Genomic DNA, 15,483 nt, shown 5'->3' on the forward strand with positions numbered 1-15,483 from the left:
CTTCTTATATAATGGCCTTCATATCGATTGGAAGGTGGGGGAGAATCATGAGAACGTTAACAGCAGTAAAGGAGAGTCAGCGGGTAAAAGATCAGGTTGTGAAGTGGCGCAGGCATCTTCACATGTATCCGGAACTGTCATTCAGCGAAGAACAGACGTCCCAATTTATTTACCAGATGCTTCAATCGTTTGGAAATCTTGAGCTTTCCCGTCCAACGAAGAACAGTGTAATGGCAACACTGACAGGCAATGAACCCGGCCGTGTGCTTGCCATTCGTGCGGATATTGACGCACTTCCGATTATGGAAGAAAACGATTTTGATTTTGTATCCCGAAGGCCTGGTGTCATGCATGCGTGTGGCCACGACGGGCATACAGCCATGCTGCTTGGAGCGGCTAAAATTTTATCTCAGAAAAAGGACGAGCTTCAAGGCGAAATCCGTTTTATTTTTCAGCATGCAGAGGAACTTTACCCTGGCGGCGCCGAGGAGATGGTACAGGCAGGCGTGATGGACGGTGTAGACGCTGTAATTGGGACCCATCTTTGGTCACCGCTTGAAGTAGGGAAAATCGGGATTGTTTATGGGCCTATGATGGCAGCACCAGATACGTTTTTTCTGACCGTTCACGGAAAAGGGGGCCATGCAGCGCTTCCGCATCAAACGATCGACAGCATTGCAATCGCCTCACAGGTCGTGACCAACCTTCAGCACATTGTTTCACGAAACACCGATCCGCTGGAGCAGCTTGTTCTTTCTGTTACAAAGTTTACCGGCGGGACGACACATAATGTCATCCCTGGCTCTGTGGAGATTTGCGGGACGGTCAGAAGCTTTAACCCTGCGGTCAGGGAACAGGCACCCAAGCTGATGGAGCAGGTCATCAAAGGAATAACCGACGCTCATGGAGCAGCTTATGAGTTCCGCTACGAGAATGGGTACCGGGCAGTGATCAACCAGGATGAGGTAACGCGCTTCCTTCACGAGACAGCTGAAGAACTATACGGAGCTGAGCAAGTTGAATTGATGAAACCGAATATGGTCGCCGAAGATTTTTCTGCTTTCCTTCAAAAAGCGGACGGCTGCTTCTTTTTTACCGGCGCGGGCAACAAGGCGAAAGGAATTACCTACCCGCATCACCACGCCCGTTTTACCATTGATGAAGATGCGTTAGAGCAAGGAGTCGCCATGTTTGTTCGGGCTGCCGAAAAAATGCTGTACAGAAACGAAGAGGAGGCTGGCGCATGAAACTGATTCATTGGATTGCAGTATTGCCGTTTATCGGGATGTTTGGAGGGCTGGTTTTTGCCAACAAGGTTGAACCTTATGTACTGGGTATGCCTTTCCTCATGTTTTGGATCCTGCTTTGGGTCTTGATTACAGCCGCCTTGATGGCTATTATTTACAAAATAGATCCGGTGAACAAGGAGGAGCACTAAATGAACACATCACTGATCATACTCGCATTGTTCTTAATTCTGTCCTTGTACCTTGGAGTCCGTGCCAAACGGGGAAAAGATATGGACCTCGAGCAATGGAGCGTCGGGGGACGGGGTTTTGGTACGATGTTCGTGTTCCTTTTAATGGCAGGAGAAATCTACACGACGTTTACGTTTCTTGGCGGAAGCGGCTGGGCGTATGGAAAAGGCGGCCCGTCATTATACATACTGGCATACGGCGCACTTGCCTATGTCATTTCCTACTTTTTGCTTCCCGCAATCTGGAAATACGCCAATGAAAACAAACTCGTGTCACAGTCTGATTTTTTCGTCAGCAAATACAAAAGTCCCTACCTCGGTGTATTTGTGTCCCTTGTCGGCATCGTCGCTATGATTCCGTATCTGGTGCTGCAGCTGAAAGGGTTGGGAATCATCGTATCAGAAGCCTCATATGGAAAAATCTCGCCGGTTGCCGCGGTGTGGATCGGCGTAATTACCGTAACGGTGTACGTCATGATCTCTGGTATCCACGGTTCAGCCTGGACAGCAGTTTTAAAAGATTTCATGATTCTAGCGATTGTACTGTTTCTTGGAATATATCTTCCCATCCACCATTACGGCGGTTTTCAGCCCATGTTTGAATCCATCGAAGCCGCAAGGCCGGGCTTTCTTGCTTTGCCGAGCGAAGGTATGAGCGTCAGCTGGTTTATCTCTACCGTTCTATTGACGGCCCTCGGGTTTTATATGTGGCCGCATACATTTGCATCCTCTTTTACCGCGAAAAATGCAAAAGTGTTCCGCAAAAATGCAGTCTTCATGCCGCTGTATTCGCTCGTCTTGCTTTTCGTCATGTTTGTCGGGTTTGCCGCCATCTTAAAAGTTCCTGGATTGAAAGGGCCAGATGGCGACCTTTCACTGTTCAAGCTTGCTGTCCAGACGTTTGATCCGTGGGTTATTGGATTGATCGGAGCGGCCGGACTGCTTACCGCTTTGGTTCCAGGTTCGCTGCTACTCATGGCGGCTTCTACCCTTTTTGCGAAAAATGTTTATAAAGTGGTGTCACCTTCTGCAACGGACAAGCAAGTGGCCAAGCTGGCAAAATACCTTGTGCCGGTCATGGCGCTCATCGCCGTTTTCTTCACCTTTAAAGGCGGAGATACCATCGTTACGCTGCTGCTGATGGGATACAGCCTCGTTACCCAGCTGTTCCCGGCGCTGCTGTTCAGTCTGGCGAAAAAGCCCTTCGTGACCAAGCAGGGAGCGTTTGCCGGCATTGCCTGCGGTGTAGCCGTGGTGGCCTATGTTTCTATCAAAGGAACAACGCTCGCAATCTTGCTGCCTATGCTCCCCCAAGCAGTCAAAGATTTGAACATCGGCATCGTCGCCTTGCTGGTCAACATCATCGTCCTTCTCATCGTCAGTGCCCTTACACGTCCGCTTGCTGTCAGCAAAAAAGCAGGTAATGAGCAGACCGCGTAAATTCCTTTAATTGGTTCGATTGGTGCCTTAATTGGTGCCAGGCACCGTCTTTACACATGTGTGTAATCGCGGTGCCTGGCACCAATTTTTTTCCTTTTGCCTTCAACTTTGGTAATTTTAGAGTAGATAAAAGTTTCGGGAGGAGTTAACATGGCATTCGCGTTTGACCATCTTGTGTACTTTACCGATAAAGAACTGAACAATCATATTGATGCTTTAAAAAAACAAGGTCTCTACGCTTCTCTGGGCGGGAGCCATAAAAATTGGGGAACCTTCAATGCACTCTGCTATTTTGGCTTGAGTTATGTAGAGTTTTTAGCTGTTGAAAATGGGCAGATTGCCCAGCAGGCGAAGGAAAACCCTTTGATCGGCCAGCTTCTGCGCGATTTGCCTGACAAACAGGGACCAGGCCAGTTTGCGATCCGCACCAATCGAATAGAAGAGGTAAAGGTGCAGCTGGAGAAGAAAGGGTTAGAGACAAGGCTGCTTCCAGGAAGCCGCAAACGACAGGATGGAAGCATTCTAGGCTGGAAGCTGCTTTTCATAACCAATCATGATAGCGAAGATAAACTGCTGCCTCCATTTTTCATAGACTGGCTGCAGCCGGACAAAGATCGGGAAACGGACCTTCGGCAGAAAGGTATCATCGGCAGCCATCCGGCAGGGGATTTGAGAATGAATCATTTGTCCATCATTGTAGAGGATGCGAAGAAAACATCCTCGCTCTGGCAGGACTGGCTAGGATTGTCCGCAGGTACCGGATATACCAATGAAGGCCTTCAGGCGGAATGTGCTGTACTAGAACTGGAGGGCTGCGAGCTTCATTTTTGTTCCCCTTGTGGTGAAGGGCATGCGCGTGAATTACTAAATACAAAAGGCGAACGTCCATACGAGCTGGTTTTAAGTAACGGTTTGAATCTTAAGTAAGGAAGGGGAGGGGCAAGCATGAGGGATAAGCAAAGGGACGGCTCAATTTTGCTGTTTGATGGCGTCTGCAATTTTTGCAACGGAATCGTTAATTTTTTGATCAGACAGGATAAGAAGGGGCGAATTTCATTTGGCTCCCTGCAATCGGATGCCGGCCAGGGGCTGCTCCGTGAATTCCTTCTTCCTGTACAAGATTTTGAAAGTCTCGTTTATATAAAAAAGGGCCTTATCTATCAAAGATCAACGGCAGCTCTTGAGATTGCGAGAGATCTAGGGGGCTTGTGGAGTGTGGCCTATATTCTTGTTGTTATCCCTAAGCCGCTACGCGATGGGCTATATTCCTGGATTGCCAAGAACCGTTACAGATGGTTCGGCAAAAAGGACCACTGCATGATCCCCACACCGGACATACGTAAACGGTTCATAGACTAGCATTCGTAGTGGGTGCCTGGCACTGCAGTTACACAAGTGTCAAAACGCGGTGCCTGGCACCCACTAAAGGCAACCAACTAAAAAAGCTGTCCCCAAATAGGGTGACAGCTTTATGCACATTGATTCAATTCGTTTAGTTTTTGGTCTAGCAGCTGGCTTAACTGTACAAGAAGCGGGTCTGCAAGGTTGTTTACGCGGGTGCTCATTACGTACATAGTTAAGCGGATGGCATCGATCTCAAGTTTTAATTTTATTATATTTTGATGAGTCATATCCATTCCCCCTATACAGAAAAATGTTTTATAACTTCACGTCCAGGTCACTATCACTATATATTCCCATTTTATACTAGATATAGGACAGTGTCTATTTAATTTTCTCAATATATAGTATATTTTTTGACAATTTTGATAGTTTTTACGAGAAAAGTGAAGAATCACATTTCTTTGTTTGTTTTTGTAAAAAAATGTCCCGGGAAATGTGCAAGAATCCACCAACCGATTTGACCTCGATAAAAATTATTTTTTGAAAATCCTAGATGAATAAACAAGCTTATTTTCCTTTCCTGAATATACTGTCAATAGCTATCGGAAAGGAGTGGTTGGATTGTTGTTGAAAAATTTTTTATGCAGGTTAAAAGGCGACCAAGTAGTTCCCCCTGTTGGCACCCGGGCATCAGGCACCACAGAATTTGTCCTCAGCTCCAATGGAACCAAGCTGCACTATCGGCTTCAGGTTAATAATTTAAGGAAGTTAACTCAAGCGCGCATTCATTTAGGACAACCAGGGAAAAACGGTCCCGTTACCGCTTATCTTCTTGGCTCTATAAAACCTGGCATCAGCTTAAATACAGGGATTGTAACAGGGAGCATAACCAGTAATGATTTAATTGGACCACTTCAAGGAATGCCCTTGTCTAGGCTTGTGGAAGAGATCATCGAAGGAAATGCTTATGTGAATGTTTATTCGGAGTTTAGTCCGGGCGGGGAACTGCGCGGCCCAATCGAGCCGATCAAATAAGGAATACGAACGGCGTAGCTTCGAATAGCTAGGCTGTTTTATTTTTGGTGCCTTTTTGGTGCCAGGCACCGCTCTTACACAAGTGTCAAAACGTGGTGCCTGGCACCACAAAGAGGGCACCACAAAGTGCACATAGAAACCACGTACAAGACACCACCGAGAAAATGACAGTATTTTATGGCATAATAGACACATTGATCTACAAAAACTGACGGATTCTGAAAGGAGCTGTTGAGATGGATCCGCGATTTAAAATATCCAATCGGGAAGCGCTGATGGGCATCGGGCTAGCCGTTCTGAACTTTATCTGGTGGTACGCATTTGCCTACGGGCTTGGCGGTAAACCGGTTAAGGAGTATCACTACATATGGGGTTTGCCGGCATGGTTCTTCTACAGCTGTGTCGCCGGTTTTATTGTGTTTTCTATTTTGGTATACATCATGGTCAAATTTTTCTTCAAAGACGTCCCTTTTGAAGGTGAACCTGAACGGCAGAACCTAAAGGAGGAGCAGCGATGAACTGGGAAGTGGTCATTCCTTTACTTGCCTTTTTGATCGGAATGTTTGTCGTCGGAATCTATACCTCCCGCCAGGTACAGAGTGGTTCGGGGTTTTTACAGGACTATTTCCTGGGAGGCAGGCACCTCGGGGGCTTCGTTCTAGCCCTTACGATGGTAGCGACTTACGGAAGTGCGAGCAGCTTTATTGGCGGGCCCGGCATCGCGTATAAGCTCGGCCTTGGCTGGGTGCTGCTGGCGATGGCGCAGCTTGTGACCGGATATTTTACCCTTGCTGTTCTGGGGAAAAAGTTTGCGATTGTCGCCAGGAAGATCGACGCAGTCACGCTTATTGATTTTCTAAAAGCACGCTATGAAAACAAATGGGTCGTTATTTTTTCCGCGGCAAGCATCAGCATCTTCTTGTTCTCTGCAACGGCTGCGCAGTGGGTAGGCGGCGGCCGGCTCATCGAGTCATTCACTGGTGTTTCCTACCCTGTGGCACTGCTGATTTTTTCGTTTTCCGTTCTTGTTTATGTCATAGCGGGCGGCTTTCGTGCAGTCGTAATCACGGATACCCTAATGGGAATCGTCATGTTTATCGGAACGCTCGTTATACTCGCGGGAACCATTATAGCTGGCGGAGGTGTTCCTCATATCATCTCAACGCTCGCTGCTGAAAATCCGAACTTGATCTCACCTTATGGAGCAGACAAGTCTTTGACGCCGCTGTATGTTTCCTCATTCTGGCTGCTTGTAGGGGTTGGAGTGGTCGGCCTGCCGCAGATCTCTGTCCGGGCCATGTCCTATAGGAATTCAAAAGCGATGCATCAGGCCATGATCATCGGGACGTTTGTCGTCGGATTTATCATGCTTGGGATGCATTTGACCGGAGTGTTTGCAAGAGTTGTCATACCAGGGGTGGAAATCGGTGATAAGGTGATGCCGATGCTCGCACTGAAAGTATTGCCAGGGTGGCTTGCGGGTATCGTGCTCGCAGCACCGCTTGCTGCTGTCATGTCGACGGTGAACGCCATCCTGCTGATCGTAAGCTCATCGATTGTTAAGGATATCTATATTAATTACATCAAACCGGAAGCCAGCCAGCAATCGGTTAAACGGCTTAGTTTTTCAGTGACTGCCATCATCGGAATTCTGGTATTCATCATGGCTCTGAATCCTCCAGATTTGCTGATTTGGCTGAACCTGTTTTCTTTCGGAGGATTGGAAGCAGCTTTCATATGGCCTGTCGTCCTCGGTCTTTATTGGAGGAGAGGAAATGCAGCAGGTGCAGTGGGGTCCATCGTTACAGGTGTGCTTTCCTACATCCTTCTGGATACCTTTGCCCCTAATTTGTGGGGAATGCATACTGTAGTCCTGCCGGTCGTTCTTTCGCTTGCGGCGTACATTCTTTTGAGTTTAGTTTCAAAAAACAGCCCTCAATCATCCTTGGTAAAACAAGGAATCATCTAATATTTTGGTGTCAGGCACCTCCATTACACAAGTGTGTAATGCGCGGTGCCTGACACCATTTTTTTTACACATTTTTCCCATCAGTAATTTTTGGATTTTACTGCACCCTAAAAGAAGATATTCCAATTACATAGTGAATTCACACCCCATTAACTTGAAAAGGAGAATCCAAACAGATGCCAAAAGTAAAACTAATGTTTTTCTTTATCATTCCGCTGTGTACGGCTGCTGTTTTGCTCGAAACGCCATTTAAGGAGGTAGAGGCTTCACCGGTTTTCCGGATACCGTTTCCAGAAGGACAAGTTTGGATCGGTCAAACGAGAATGAACCATAACCCTCAAAATGCCGTCGATCTAAACCGGTTGTATGATGAGGGAGATACGGTGATCGCTTCAGCTGCTGGAAAAGTAGTTAAAGTTAAAAATCTAGGAAACCGCAGTTATGGAAGATACATTGTTATTGATCATGGCGGAGGCTGGCAGACTTTATACGGACATTTGAGTGCCATAAATGTTTTTGTCGGAAAGAAGGTTACGCAGGGCCAAAAGATTGGAGCGGTTGGAAGCACGGGAGGTTCTACAGGAGCGCATCTTCATTACGAACAACGATACAACGGGAAGGCTGAGAGAATCAGATGGAACGGGCACAGCATCTTTTATTGGGGAAGCAAAACATATAAGAGCTAAGAGGGAGAGGTGCCAGGCACCGACCTTAAGGCACCGACATTACCGGCACCGACATTACCTCTTGCTACATTGCTAAAATAAGGTAAAATTATAGATGGATTTACATATTTTTGCACGGAGGGACAATGAAAAATAAGTTAAAGAAGACGCTGGCAACGGTCCTGCTGGCAGTATTGTTATTGCTGCTTTTTTCAATCTCTGCTGAAGCGTATGACCAGGAAATGCTGGACCGCAAACTCAGTTCGTTTTCAAAGGAAAACAGTGACTTCCGCCTTTCTGTCAGCTGCAGACAATGAAACAACCGGCATTCACGACCGCCAGATTATCGTTAAATTAAAAAATAGACAGTTTGCTGCTGCGCTTGCGAAAAGCTACAGAATCAAGAACACATCTGCCAACTTGCAGAAGGAAAATATATATACGATCGAGCTGCCGCATACAGCTAACTATCAGGCTGCACTGGACAGGATTCGCAATTCTCCATTGGTAGAAGCCGCTGAACCGAATTTTACTTTCACAGCATTTTCTAAGCCGAATGACAAGCTCTATGCCAGACAATGGTCACTGCCAAGAATGGGGGTGCCGCGTGCCTGGGACAACCTTAAGGCAGCAAAAAAACATTCAAAAGTGACCGTCGCTGTTTTGGATTCAGGCGTTCAACACAGCAGGAGCAACACTGTTTGACTTTTTATATGGGCTGAAGTACGCCATCAGCCAAAAGCCGGATATCATCAACATCAGCATGGGGAGCACAAATTACAGCCAGTTTGTATATGAAATGATTTTAACCGCATACTCCAAAGGAATCCTAGTGGTTGCGGCGTCAGGAAACGAGCATATGAAGGTCAGTTATCCCGCTGCCTACCCAGAAGTACTAGCGGTTGGATCTACCGATGAAAAAGATCGTGTCTCCGATTTTTCGAACTATGGACCGCGGCTTGATCTTTCCGCGCCGGGAGAGAATATCTGGGCCACCAATCGAACCGGCTCGTTTGAATCGGTTAACGGGAGGTCATTCTCTGCCCCTGCAGTAAGTGGAGTGGCTTCACTTCTATAAAGCAAGCATCCCGATTATTCGCCCTGTCAAATTGAATATTTGCTAGAAAAAAATGCAACCAGGCTGCCTGCTTATAAAGATTATTGGAACATCGTTGCTGGCTATGGAAGGGCAAGAGCTGACAGAGCGCTCTCTGATAAGCTTCCAAAAATCATAGCAGACGCAGGCAACAGCAGGGGGAAGGCAAAATCTATCAAGCTGGGCAAGACATACAGCGACCGCTATCATATGCCGATGGACAGTGACTGGTTTAAATTTTCCTCAAGCAAAAAAATGACGGTAAAGGTGGAACTGAGCGGAGTTTCCGGAATGGACGGCTCAGTCTGGATGGATCATATCATTAAGGGAGAGCCTGCCGATGCCAGAAGGACAAACGACAGAGGATTGAACGGCACTGAGTCCTTTACGTTACCGTGTTGCCTGGAACATCCTATCTGCAAATTTACGAAGAAAACAATCATTGGAGTACGCAAAGCTATAAACTGTCGATAACTCAAGTGAAATAAAGCAACGGAGCCAAAACTGCCGCTGCTTTTTTATGTCTAAAAAGGAGAGAAATGATGAGCCTTAGAAATCAGAAAGATGTCGAGCGTTTCCTTGAAAATGATCCATGGTTGATGGAGATATTAAAAGCGGTCAAGACGCTGCAGCTGCCCGATTGGTGGGTATGTGCGGGAGCGATCCGTTCAGCGATTTGGGATGCACTTCATGGATTTGAAAAAAAGACACCCCTTCAAGATGTGGATGTCATTTATTTTGACCCGAAACATCCGAAAGAAAGTGAAGAAAAAATACTCGAGGATAGGCTAGGAATGCTTATGCCGGAAGTTCCCTGGTCCGTGAAAAACCAGGCGAGGATGCATGTGATCAATAATCTGCAGCCGTACGTTTCTTCAGAGGACGCTATTTCTAAATTCCCTGAAACGCCAACGGCTCTGGGAGCGAAACTGGATGAACAGGATCGGCTCCTTATAACAGCTCCCTGCGGAATGGAAGATGTGCTTGCCATGGAAGTGAGGCCTACCCAACTTTTTAAAGAAACAAGGGAGTTTTACGCCATTTACGAACAACGCTTGCGAAAGAAAGATTGGACTGCTGTATGGCCGCGGGTGGCCCTCTATCAAAACTAAGCAGCAATGTGTTTATTTTCCATAGATAATCCTCCTCTCTACGTTTCACTATCCCCCAGGAATAATGTAAAATAGAAGCTGTATCTATTGTATTGGATGAAACTATGAGGGGATGTTGGTATGTACGCGGAACCGATTTTTTTGCAGCCGGTATTTAAAGACCGAATATGGGGAGGAACAAAGCTAAGAGACACTTTCGGCTATCAGATTCCGTCAGAGACGACGGGTGAATGCTGGGGGATTTCTGCTCATACGAACGGTCCAAGCACTATATTGAATGGTCCGCTTAAAGGTTTGACACTGGACGAGGCGTGGCAAAAGCACAGGGGGCTTTTTGCCGGTCAGGAAGGTGACGACTTTCCGCTGCTCGTTAAAATTTTGGATGCAAAAACCGATCTTTCTGTTCAGGTGCATCCAGATGATGAATATGCACAGCGAGTAGAGCATGAGGCGTTTGGAAAAACCGAATGCTGGTATATCATAGATTGCGAGGAAGGATCCGAGCTCGTTTACGGCCATTATGCAAAATCCAAGGATGAGTTTCAGGCGATGGTAGACAACGGGCAGTGGGACAAGCTTCTCCGTAAAATAAAAATACAGCCGGGTGACTTCGTGTATGTTCCGAACGGCACCATTCATGCCATCGGCGCAGGGACGATGATCCTTGAAACCCAGCAGAGCTCTGACGTAACATACAGAGTTTACGATTATGACCGTAAAGACGCTCAAGGCAACACAAGAGATCTTCATATTAAGCAATCAATTGAAGTGGCGATGATTCCCCATGAGGACGCCCACTTCCAGCCCGTTGAAAACAAACAGGGAGATCTGACAGTGAAAAAACTGATCAAAGAATCCTACTTTACCGTTTACCACTGGGCATTGAACGGCACAGCGCTGGACCTGGAGAACCCTATGTATCTTCTAGTCAGCGTTCTTGACGGAGAAGGGGAGATCGAGACGCAAAATGGGACATCTTCGTTCAAGAAGGGAGACCATTTCATCGTTCCATCTACCGTAAAGAAATTCTCTCTTAAAGGAAACGCATCTTTCATAACATCACACAGCAGCTAAGAATTAACAGGGTGTCAGGCACCGCCATTACACAAGTGTGTAACGGCCGGTGCCTGGCACCCTCTCTTACATAAATGTCAAAAAGCGGTGCCTGGCACCAATAAGATGGCACCAATAATAGGAGGAAATGGCATGAGACTCGGAGCGATAGAGGCGGGAGGCACGAAGTTTATTTGCGGTATCGGTGATGAAAACGGAGAGGTTTTTGAGCGGATCAGCATACCGACAACCACTCCGGAAGAAACGATCGGCCAGGTGGTTGATTTTTTCCGCGATAAAGAGATCAGTGCGATGGGCATCGGATCGTTCGGACCTGTTGACCTGGACAAGAACAGCGAAACATATGGCTACATCACAAGTACTCCAAAACCGCATTGGGCACAGTACGACCTGGTTGGAGAAATTCAGAAGCACATTCACGTTCCGGTGGCTTTTGATACGGATGTGAACGCAGCCGCGCTCGGTGAACTGGAATGGGGAGCAGCGAAAGGCTTGGACTCCTGCATTTACATGACCGTCGGAACGGGCATTGGAGTCGGCGCCATCACAGAGAGCAAGCTGCTTCACGGTTTGACTCACCCCGAGATGGGACACATCTTAGTCAGACGCCATCCCGAAGATCATTTTGAAGGGAGCTGTCCGTACCACAAAGACTGTTTGGAAGGAATGGCGGCAGGGCCGGCTCTTGAAAAGAGATGGGGTCAGAAGGGCATCGAGCTTGCAGGCAAAGAAAAAGTCTGGGAATATCAGGCCCACTATCTCTCCCAGGCTCTTGTAAACTACATTCTTATTCTTTCTCCGAAGAAGATGGTTCTTGGCGGAGGCGTGATGAAGCAGGAACAGCTTTTCCCTCTCATCCGCAAAAAAGTGCTGGATACGCTCAAAGGCTATGTACAGCATCCGCAGCTTATCGAGGAAAACATTCAAGACTTTATCTTACCGCCGGGGCTGGGCGACAATGCCGGATTATGCGGTGCAATTGCCCTTGCCAAAACTCTTCAGCAATAATTAAAAGCCTTGCTCTCCATATCAGGAGGACAAGGCTTTTTTTGTGCTATCTTTGCACCCGTTCGGCCAGGGACAGGATGGAGTGGTTCAGTGTATCCAATTTGCCTTCGATCCGGTGCAGAAGATACAGCGTCACCACCACTGGAAAGCCAACATCGCTTACGAAAGAGAGCCACGACTCCATTTTAATAACCTCCTATAAGCAGGATACCCCAACCAGCAAGACGGCCGATTGGGGTTTGTTCATACTGCGCTGTTATGGAAGAACGATATCGCTTGAAGTGCGGTCCGTGACGCGGGCGCCCTTCTTCTTCACATAATCTCCGCCGTTCGAAACGAAGACTTTCTGGGCGATGATGGTATCCATGGCGGCTTTGACAGCGGCCGGATCCACTGGTTCTTTCGGAGCATCAAGGGAAATCGTCACCATTTTGTCCTGTTCGTTAAGGAACTGCAATTCCAACGTTTTAGCCATATTAGTATCCTCCTTTCCATAGAATCATGCCTGGTTTTTCATAGTCTTTTACGCATAAATGCTGTGTGAGTCATTGCGTTCAACAGAGATTAAAGGCAGCTGCTGAAGAGGGGAAAGAGCGTTTGCTACCGCATAAAGCTGATCAGCCGAAGCAGAGGTTTTTACGTTGGAAAAATTTTTGTTTTTGTACAGCTGCTTATCGCCATCCATCCCTGCATCAAACACCATGCGAAGCTGTGTATCCTGGATTGCTGTGGTTGCCATGTCCATCACCTCCTTTCACCTATAAATAGCAAGTTCCGTGAAAAAAGAGGCATCTCTATAAAAAACAAATGAAAATAACCAAACCCCTAATCATGACCTTTTGAAAACCTCCATTACCCCTCTCGAAAACATCATTTTCGCCCCTTTTACCCGTACGGTTTTGCCCTTTTGATCATATGACAGCATGAAAACGGAGCTTTATGTTTAGATTACCGGCGGAATAAAACGTAAGGCACGTGTCTTTTTTAAAGGATGAAATAAGATGAAAACCAGTTTCGAAAATCTCTCTCTTCAGTTCGATCCCTTGATTAAATCGCAAATCCAGTCCCTTGGTGTTACCGGGCGTTACGATGAGTATTACCAAGTAGGACTTATTGGTCTTTGGGAAGCATTCAAACGGTTTGACCAAAATAAAGGAGACTTTGGTCCATTTGCCTATCGAACGGTTAGAGGAAAAATGCTCGAGCAACTAAAAAAGGAAGCCAAATATAAAGCCTTTCATGTCGGGTTCAGCCTGGAGCTTACAGAAACCATACCTTTTGAAGGGGGCGTTCTTCCCCTTGAAAATGAAGTATTGGAGATGTATCTGTCAGATTTGACCCTGAACCAGCGGAAATGGGTGGTTAAAAAGATTTTTCTCCAGATGAAAGAAGCCGAAATTGCAGAGGAAGAGGGAGTGAGCATACACGCCGTAAAATCATGGAGAAAGCAAGCTCTATTGAAGCTTAGAAGCCGGGCAGAACGGCATGATATTTACCAGCGGAAATGAACGGTTTACCCGCCAAAATAAGCAAAATACCCGCGAAAAGAATGTTATATAAACTTTCGACATCTCAGCACTGACCAAAATATACAAAAAAGGGGCTGTCCAAGAAGTCTGCAAGCTTTTGATTTCCGTTCCAGGCTGCTCGCTTTCCGCAGGGCGTGCGGTGAGCCTTACCGGCGTGAACGCCTACTTTTTGGTGCAAGCACCGGAGTCCCGCATCTTCCACTTCAAATAACTTTTTATTGAAGATTTTTCAAGCCAAAAAGGGGCTGCCTGAAGGTCAATTTTCGACTTTCTGGACAGCCCCTTTCCTTATTTCTTCACTGTTCTTCGTTCCAACGCTCCGCTCCATGCAGAGAGCAGGACAGCACCGACGACCATCAGTCCGCCAACCCATGGCGTATGAATCAAGCCGATGGAATCGACGACAAGTCCGCCGACGTAGGCACCGATTGCGATCCCGACATTAAACGCTGCAATGTTGATGGCAGAAGCCACATCGACAGCAGATGGAACATATTTTTCAGCCAGTTGCACAACATATACCTGCAAGCCAGGCACATTCATAAACGCAAACAGTCCCATGATGACGATCGTTACTGTACCGGCCACTTTTAGAGGAGCGGTAAAGAAAAGAACAAACATTACGATGGCCTGGATAACAAACATCCAAAGCAAGGCACGGATTGGATTCTTGTTTGCTGCTTTTCCTCCAATCGTATTTCCAATGGCGATTGCCACCCCGTATACAAGCAGAATGATACTTACTGATTTAGGATGATAGCCTGTAATTTTTTCTAAAATAGGTGCCAAGAATGTAAAGGCTACAAATGTTCCGCCGTAGCCAAGCGCTGTAATAGAAAACGCAAGAAGCAGTCTTCCGTTGGTGATCAGCTTGAATTGATCACTGAAAGAAGCTTTTGAAGCACTTTTTAAATTGTTAGGAATCAAAAATAGACTAGCGATAAAGGCGATGACACCAAGCAAGGCAACGGCAGCAAAAGTTGCTCTCCAGCCGAACGTCTGGCCGATAAAGGTTCCGAGCGGCACGCCGGTTACGGTCGCTACGGTAAGACCTGTAAACATGATAGCAATGGCACTTGCCCGTTTATTTTCCGGGACAAGATCAGCTGCAATGGTCGATCCGATTGAAAAGAATACGCCATGTGAAAAAGCAGTAATGACACGGGCTGCTAGCAATAAAGCAAAGCTGTGGCTTAACGCCGCCGCCGTGTTTCCGACAATAAATACGAGCATAAGAAGAAGCAAAAGTGTTTTCCGGTTTAAACGGCTGGTAACTGCAGTCAGAATGGGAGCACCGAATGCAACACCGAGTGCATAACCGGAAATGAGTAATCCAGCAAGTGTAATTGAAACATTTAAGTCATCAGCCAAAGAAGAAAGCAGGCCAACTGGCACAAATTCTGTTGTACCAATTCCGAATGCACTAATCGCAAGAGCGAGCAGCGCAAACGTTCCTTTTTTCTCTGATGGCTGGGTTTTATGTGAAACAGTATTTGAAACCATAATAAATCCCCCTTCAACATGATAGAAATGAGTGTGGCCAGCATATCCATCGCACAGGGCCCAATGAATCTGTGCGGCTGACTAGGGTTATTATGGAGCATAGCGGAAGTATTGAGAAGTACGCACTTTCAAGTACCACAGCCACTTCTGGGTACGCTAGGAACCCGGTGGTGCTATAGGTACTTAAAGGTGCCTATACAGGAGGCATTGAAACAGAAGCAATCCTATGGT

The 15,483-nt window shown here is 46.8% G+C and carries 22 protein-coding genes; 17 read left to right on the forward strand and 5 right to left on the reverse strand.

All coding sequences use genetic code 11. The features are described 5' to 3' along the window. Positions 1–47 precede the first annotated feature (47 nt). The 5 genes from AR335_RS17855 (at position 48) to AR335_RS17875 (ending at position 4,276) form a co-directional block, all read left to right on the forward strand. Positions 48–1,247, forward strand: coding sequence for a M20 family metallopeptidase (locus AR335_RS17855; protein WP_062238404.1), 1,200 nt, complete (start codon positions 48–50; stop codon positions 1,245–1,247). Then, positions 1,244–1,438, forward strand: a complete 195-nt coding sequence (locus AR335_RS17860; RefSeq protein WP_062238406.1) for a DUF3311 domain-containing protein — start codon at positions 1,244–1,246, stop codon at positions 1,436–1,438. The genes AR335_RS17855 and AR335_RS17860 overlap by 4 nt, the downstream gene beginning before the upstream one ends. Next, positions 1,439–2,917 carry a sodium:solute symporter family protein gene (locus AR335_RS17865; RefSeq protein ID WP_062238408.1) on the forward strand — a complete coding sequence of 493 codons (1,479 nt, stop codon included), beginning with the start codon at positions 1,439–1,441 and terminating at the stop codon, positions 2,915–2,917. Between the two features lie 150 nt (positions 2,918–3,067). Then, a complete protein-coding gene (locus AR335_RS17870) occupies positions 3,068–3,844 on the forward strand; it encodes a VOC family protein (protein WP_062238410.1) in 777 nt (258 codons plus the stop codon). Positions 3,845–3,862: 18 nt separating this feature from the next. Continuing rightward, entirely contained in the window at positions 3,863–4,276 is a 414-nt protein-coding gene (locus AR335_RS17875) for a thiol-disulfide oxidoreductase DCC family protein (RefSeq protein ID WP_062238412.1), read from the forward strand. 110 nt (positions 4,277–4,386) lie between these two features. Here AR335_RS17875 and AR335_RS24375 read toward each other — a convergent pair whose 3' ends face one another. Beyond that, positions 4,387–4,548: a Spo0E family sporulation regulatory protein-aspartic acid phosphatase gene (locus AR335_RS24375; protein WP_175501972.1), complete on the reverse strand. Its 162-nt coding sequence runs from the start codon at positions 4,546–4,548 to the stop codon at positions 4,387–4,389. A gap of 334 nt (positions 4,549–4,882) precedes the next feature. On the opposite strand from AR335_RS24375, the gene AR335_RS17880 reads away from it, so the two are divergent. The 11 genes from AR335_RS17880 to AR335_RS17925 all read left to right on the forward strand — a co-directional run bounded on the left by AR335_RS17880 (position 4,883) and on the right by AR335_RS17925 (position 12,220). Beyond that, positions 4,883–5,296 (forward strand): CHRD domain-containing protein, encoded by a 414-nt coding sequence (locus AR335_RS17880; RefSeq protein ID WP_062238414.1) that lies wholly within the window; start codon positions 4,883–4,885, stop codon positions 5,294–5,296. Between the two features lie 236 nt (positions 5,297–5,532). Continuing rightward, on the forward strand, positions 5,533–5,814 hold the full coding sequence (locus AR335_RS17885; RefSeq protein ID WP_062238416.1) for a YhdT family protein: 282 nt from the start codon (positions 5,533–5,535) through the stop codon (positions 5,812–5,814). After that, positions 5,811–7,265 carry a sodium/pantothenate symporter gene (panF, locus tag AR335_RS17890; protein ID WP_062238418.1) on the forward strand — a complete coding sequence of 485 codons (1,455 nt, stop codon included), beginning with the start codon at positions 5,811–5,813 and terminating at the stop codon, positions 7,263–7,265. Before AR335_RS17885 ends, panF begins: the two co-directional genes overlap by 4 nt. A 176-nt stretch (positions 7,266–7,441) precedes the next feature. Next, a complete protein-coding gene (locus AR335_RS17895) occupies positions 7,442–7,951 on the forward strand; it encodes a M23 family metallopeptidase (RefSeq protein WP_062238421.1) in 510 nt (169 codons plus the stop codon). 125 nt (positions 7,952–8,076) lie between these two features. Continuing rightward, positions 8,077–8,247 (forward strand): hypothetical protein, encoded by a 171-nt coding sequence (locus tag AR335_RS24380; RefSeq protein WP_156419075.1) that lies wholly within the window; start codon positions 8,077–8,079, stop codon positions 8,245–8,247. Further along, positions 8,213–8,635, forward strand: a complete 423-nt coding sequence (locus AR335_RS17900; protein WP_062238422.1) for a S8 family serine peptidase — start codon at positions 8,213–8,215, stop codon at positions 8,633–8,635. The genes AR335_RS24380 and AR335_RS17900 overlap by 35 nt, the downstream gene beginning before the upstream one ends. Positions 8,636–8,660: 25 nt before the next feature. Beyond that, the gene (locus tag AR335_RS23290) at positions 8,661–9,008 is read left to right on the forward strand and encodes a S8 family serine peptidase (protein WP_369795852.1); all 348 of its coding nucleotides are present in this window, start codon (positions 8,661–8,663) and stop codon (positions 9,006–9,008) included. Positions 9,009–9,047: 39 nt separating this feature from the next. Next, positions 9,048–9,500, forward strand: coding sequence for a hypothetical protein (locus tag AR335_RS17910; RefSeq protein ID WP_062238427.1), 453 nt, complete (start codon positions 9,048–9,050; stop codon positions 9,498–9,500). A gap of 68 nt (positions 9,501–9,568) precedes the next feature. After that, complete coding sequence (locus tag AR335_RS17915; protein WP_062238429.1) at positions 9,569–10,138, forward strand: nucleotidyltransferase family protein; 570 nt, start codon at positions 9,569–9,571, stop codon at positions 10,136–10,138. A 120-nt stretch (positions 10,139–10,258) separates the two neighbouring features. Continuing rightward, on the forward strand, positions 10,259–11,212 hold the full coding sequence (gene manA, locus AR335_RS17920; protein ID WP_062238431.1) for a mannose-6-phosphate isomerase, class I: 954 nt from the start codon (positions 10,259–10,261) through the stop codon (positions 11,210–11,212). Between the two features lie 132 nt (positions 11,213–11,344). Continuing rightward, entirely contained in the window at positions 11,345–12,220 is an 876-nt protein-coding gene (locus AR335_RS17925) for an ROK family protein (RefSeq protein WP_062238433.1), read from the forward strand. A 46-nt stretch (positions 12,221–12,266) separates the two neighbouring features. Here AR335_RS17925 and AR335_RS17930 read toward each other — a convergent pair whose 3' ends face one another. From AR335_RS17930 to AR335_RS17940, 3 genes are all read right to left on the reverse strand, one after another. Beyond that, positions 12,267–12,404 carry a YvrJ family protein gene (locus tag AR335_RS17930; RefSeq protein WP_053356539.1) on the reverse strand — a complete coding sequence of 46 codons (138 nt, stop codon included), beginning with the start codon at positions 12,402–12,404 and terminating at the stop codon, positions 12,267–12,269. A 72-nt stretch (positions 12,405–12,476) separates the two neighbouring features. Next, the gene (locus tag AR335_RS17935) at positions 12,477–12,695 is read right to left on the reverse strand and encodes a DUF2922 domain-containing protein (RefSeq protein ID WP_062238436.1); all 219 of its coding nucleotides are present in this window, start codon (positions 12,693–12,695) and stop codon (positions 12,477–12,479) included. 48 nt (positions 12,696–12,743) lie between these two features. Then, on the reverse strand, positions 12,744–12,959 hold the full coding sequence (locus tag AR335_RS17940; RefSeq protein ID WP_053356541.1) for a DUF1659 domain-containing protein: 216 nt from the start codon (positions 12,957–12,959) through the stop codon (positions 12,744–12,746). A 262-nt stretch (positions 12,960–13,221) separates the two neighbouring features. Between AR335_RS17940 and AR335_RS17945 the strand changes: the two genes are divergently transcribed. Next, positions 13,222–13,728, forward strand: a complete 507-nt coding sequence (locus AR335_RS17945; protein ID WP_062238438.1) for a sigma-70 family RNA polymerase sigma factor — start codon at positions 13,222–13,224, stop codon at positions 13,726–13,728. A gap of 309 nt (positions 13,729–14,037) precedes the next feature. Here the strand turns inward: AR335_RS17945 and AR335_RS17950 are convergent, their stop codons facing one another. Further along, positions 14,038–15,252 carry an MFS transporter gene (locus tag AR335_RS17950; protein ID WP_062238440.1) on the reverse strand — a complete coding sequence of 405 codons (1,215 nt, stop codon included), beginning with the start codon at positions 15,250–15,252 and terminating at the stop codon, positions 14,038–14,040. Between the last annotated feature and the right edge of the window lie 231 nt (positions 15,253–15,483).

The sequence above is a fragment of the Fictibacillus sp. FJAT-27399 genome (assembly GCF_001510655.1).
GTDB lineage: Bacteria > Bacillota > Bacilli > Bacillales > Fictibacillaceae > Fictibacillus_C > Fictibacillus_C marinisediminis.

What these genes read in the sequence shown, in the direction of transcription:
- AR335_RS17855 (WP_062238404.1), top strand. Translation starts at nt 48, where the DNA reads ATGAGAACGTTAACAGCAGTAAAGGAGAGTCAGCGGGTAAAAGATCAG.
- AR335_RS17860 (WP_062238406.1), top strand. Translation starts at nt 1,244, where the DNA reads ATGAAACTGATTCATTGGATTGCAGTATTGCCGTTTATCGGGATGTTT.
- AR335_RS17865 (WP_062238408.1), top strand. Translation starts at nt 1,439, where the DNA reads ATGAACACATCACTGATCATACTCGCATTGTTCTTAATTCTGTCCTTG.
- AR335_RS17870 (WP_062238410.1), top strand. Translation starts at nt 3,068, where the DNA reads ATGGCATTCGCGTTTGACCATCTTGTGTACTTTACCGATAAAGAACTG.
- AR335_RS17875 (WP_062238412.1), top strand. Translation starts at nt 3,863, where the DNA reads ATGAGGGATAAGCAAAGGGACGGCTCAATTTTGCTGTTTGATGGCGTC.
- AR335_RS24375 (WP_175501972.1), bottom strand. Translation starts at nt 4,548, where the DNA reads ATGACTCATCAAAATATAATAAAATTAAAACTTGAGATCGATGCCATC.
- AR335_RS17885 (WP_062238416.1), top strand. Translation starts at nt 5,533, where the DNA reads ATGGATCCGCGATTTAAAATATCCAATCGGGAAGCGCTGATGGGCATC.
- panF (WP_062238418.1), top strand. Translation starts at nt 5,811, where the DNA reads ATGAACTGGGAAGTGGTCATTCCTTTACTTGCCTTTTTGATCGGAATG.
- AR335_RS17895 (WP_062238421.1), top strand. Translation starts at nt 7,442, where the DNA reads ATGCCAAAAGTAAAACTAATGTTTTTCTTTATCATTCCGCTGTGTACG.
- AR335_RS24380 (WP_156419075.1), top strand. Translation starts at nt 8,077, where the DNA reads ATGAAAAATAAGTTAAAGAAGACGCTGGCAACGGTCCTGCTGGCAGTA.
- AR335_RS17915 (WP_062238429.1), top strand. Translation starts at nt 9,569, where the DNA reads ATGAGCCTTAGAAATCAGAAAGATGTCGAGCGTTTCCTTGAAAATGAT.
- manA (WP_062238431.1), top strand. Translation starts at nt 10,259, where the DNA reads ATGTACGCGGAACCGATTTTTTTGCAGCCGGTATTTAAAGACCGAATA.
- AR335_RS17925 (WP_062238433.1), top strand. Translation starts at nt 11,345, where the DNA reads ATGAGACTCGGAGCGATAGAGGCGGGAGGCACGAAGTTTATTTGCGGT.
- AR335_RS17930 (WP_053356539.1), bottom strand. Translation starts at nt 12,404, where the DNA reads ATGGAGTCGTGGCTCTCTTTCGTAAGCGATGTTGGCTTTCCAGTGGTG.
- AR335_RS17935 (WP_062238436.1), bottom strand. Translation starts at nt 12,695, where the DNA reads ATGGCTAAAACGTTGGAATTGCAGTTCCTTAACGAACAGGACAAAATG.
- AR335_RS17940 (WP_053356541.1), bottom strand. Translation starts at nt 12,959, where the DNA reads ATGGCAACCACAGCAATCCAGGATACACAGCTTCGCATGGTGTTTGAT.
- AR335_RS17945 (WP_062238438.1), top strand. Translation starts at nt 13,222, where the DNA reads ATGAAAACCAGTTTCGAAAATCTCTCTCTTCAGTTCGATCCCTTGATT.
- AR335_RS17950 (WP_062238440.1), bottom strand. Translation starts at nt 15,252, where the DNA reads ATGGTTTCAAATACTGTTTCACATAAAACCCAGCCATCAGAGAAAAAA.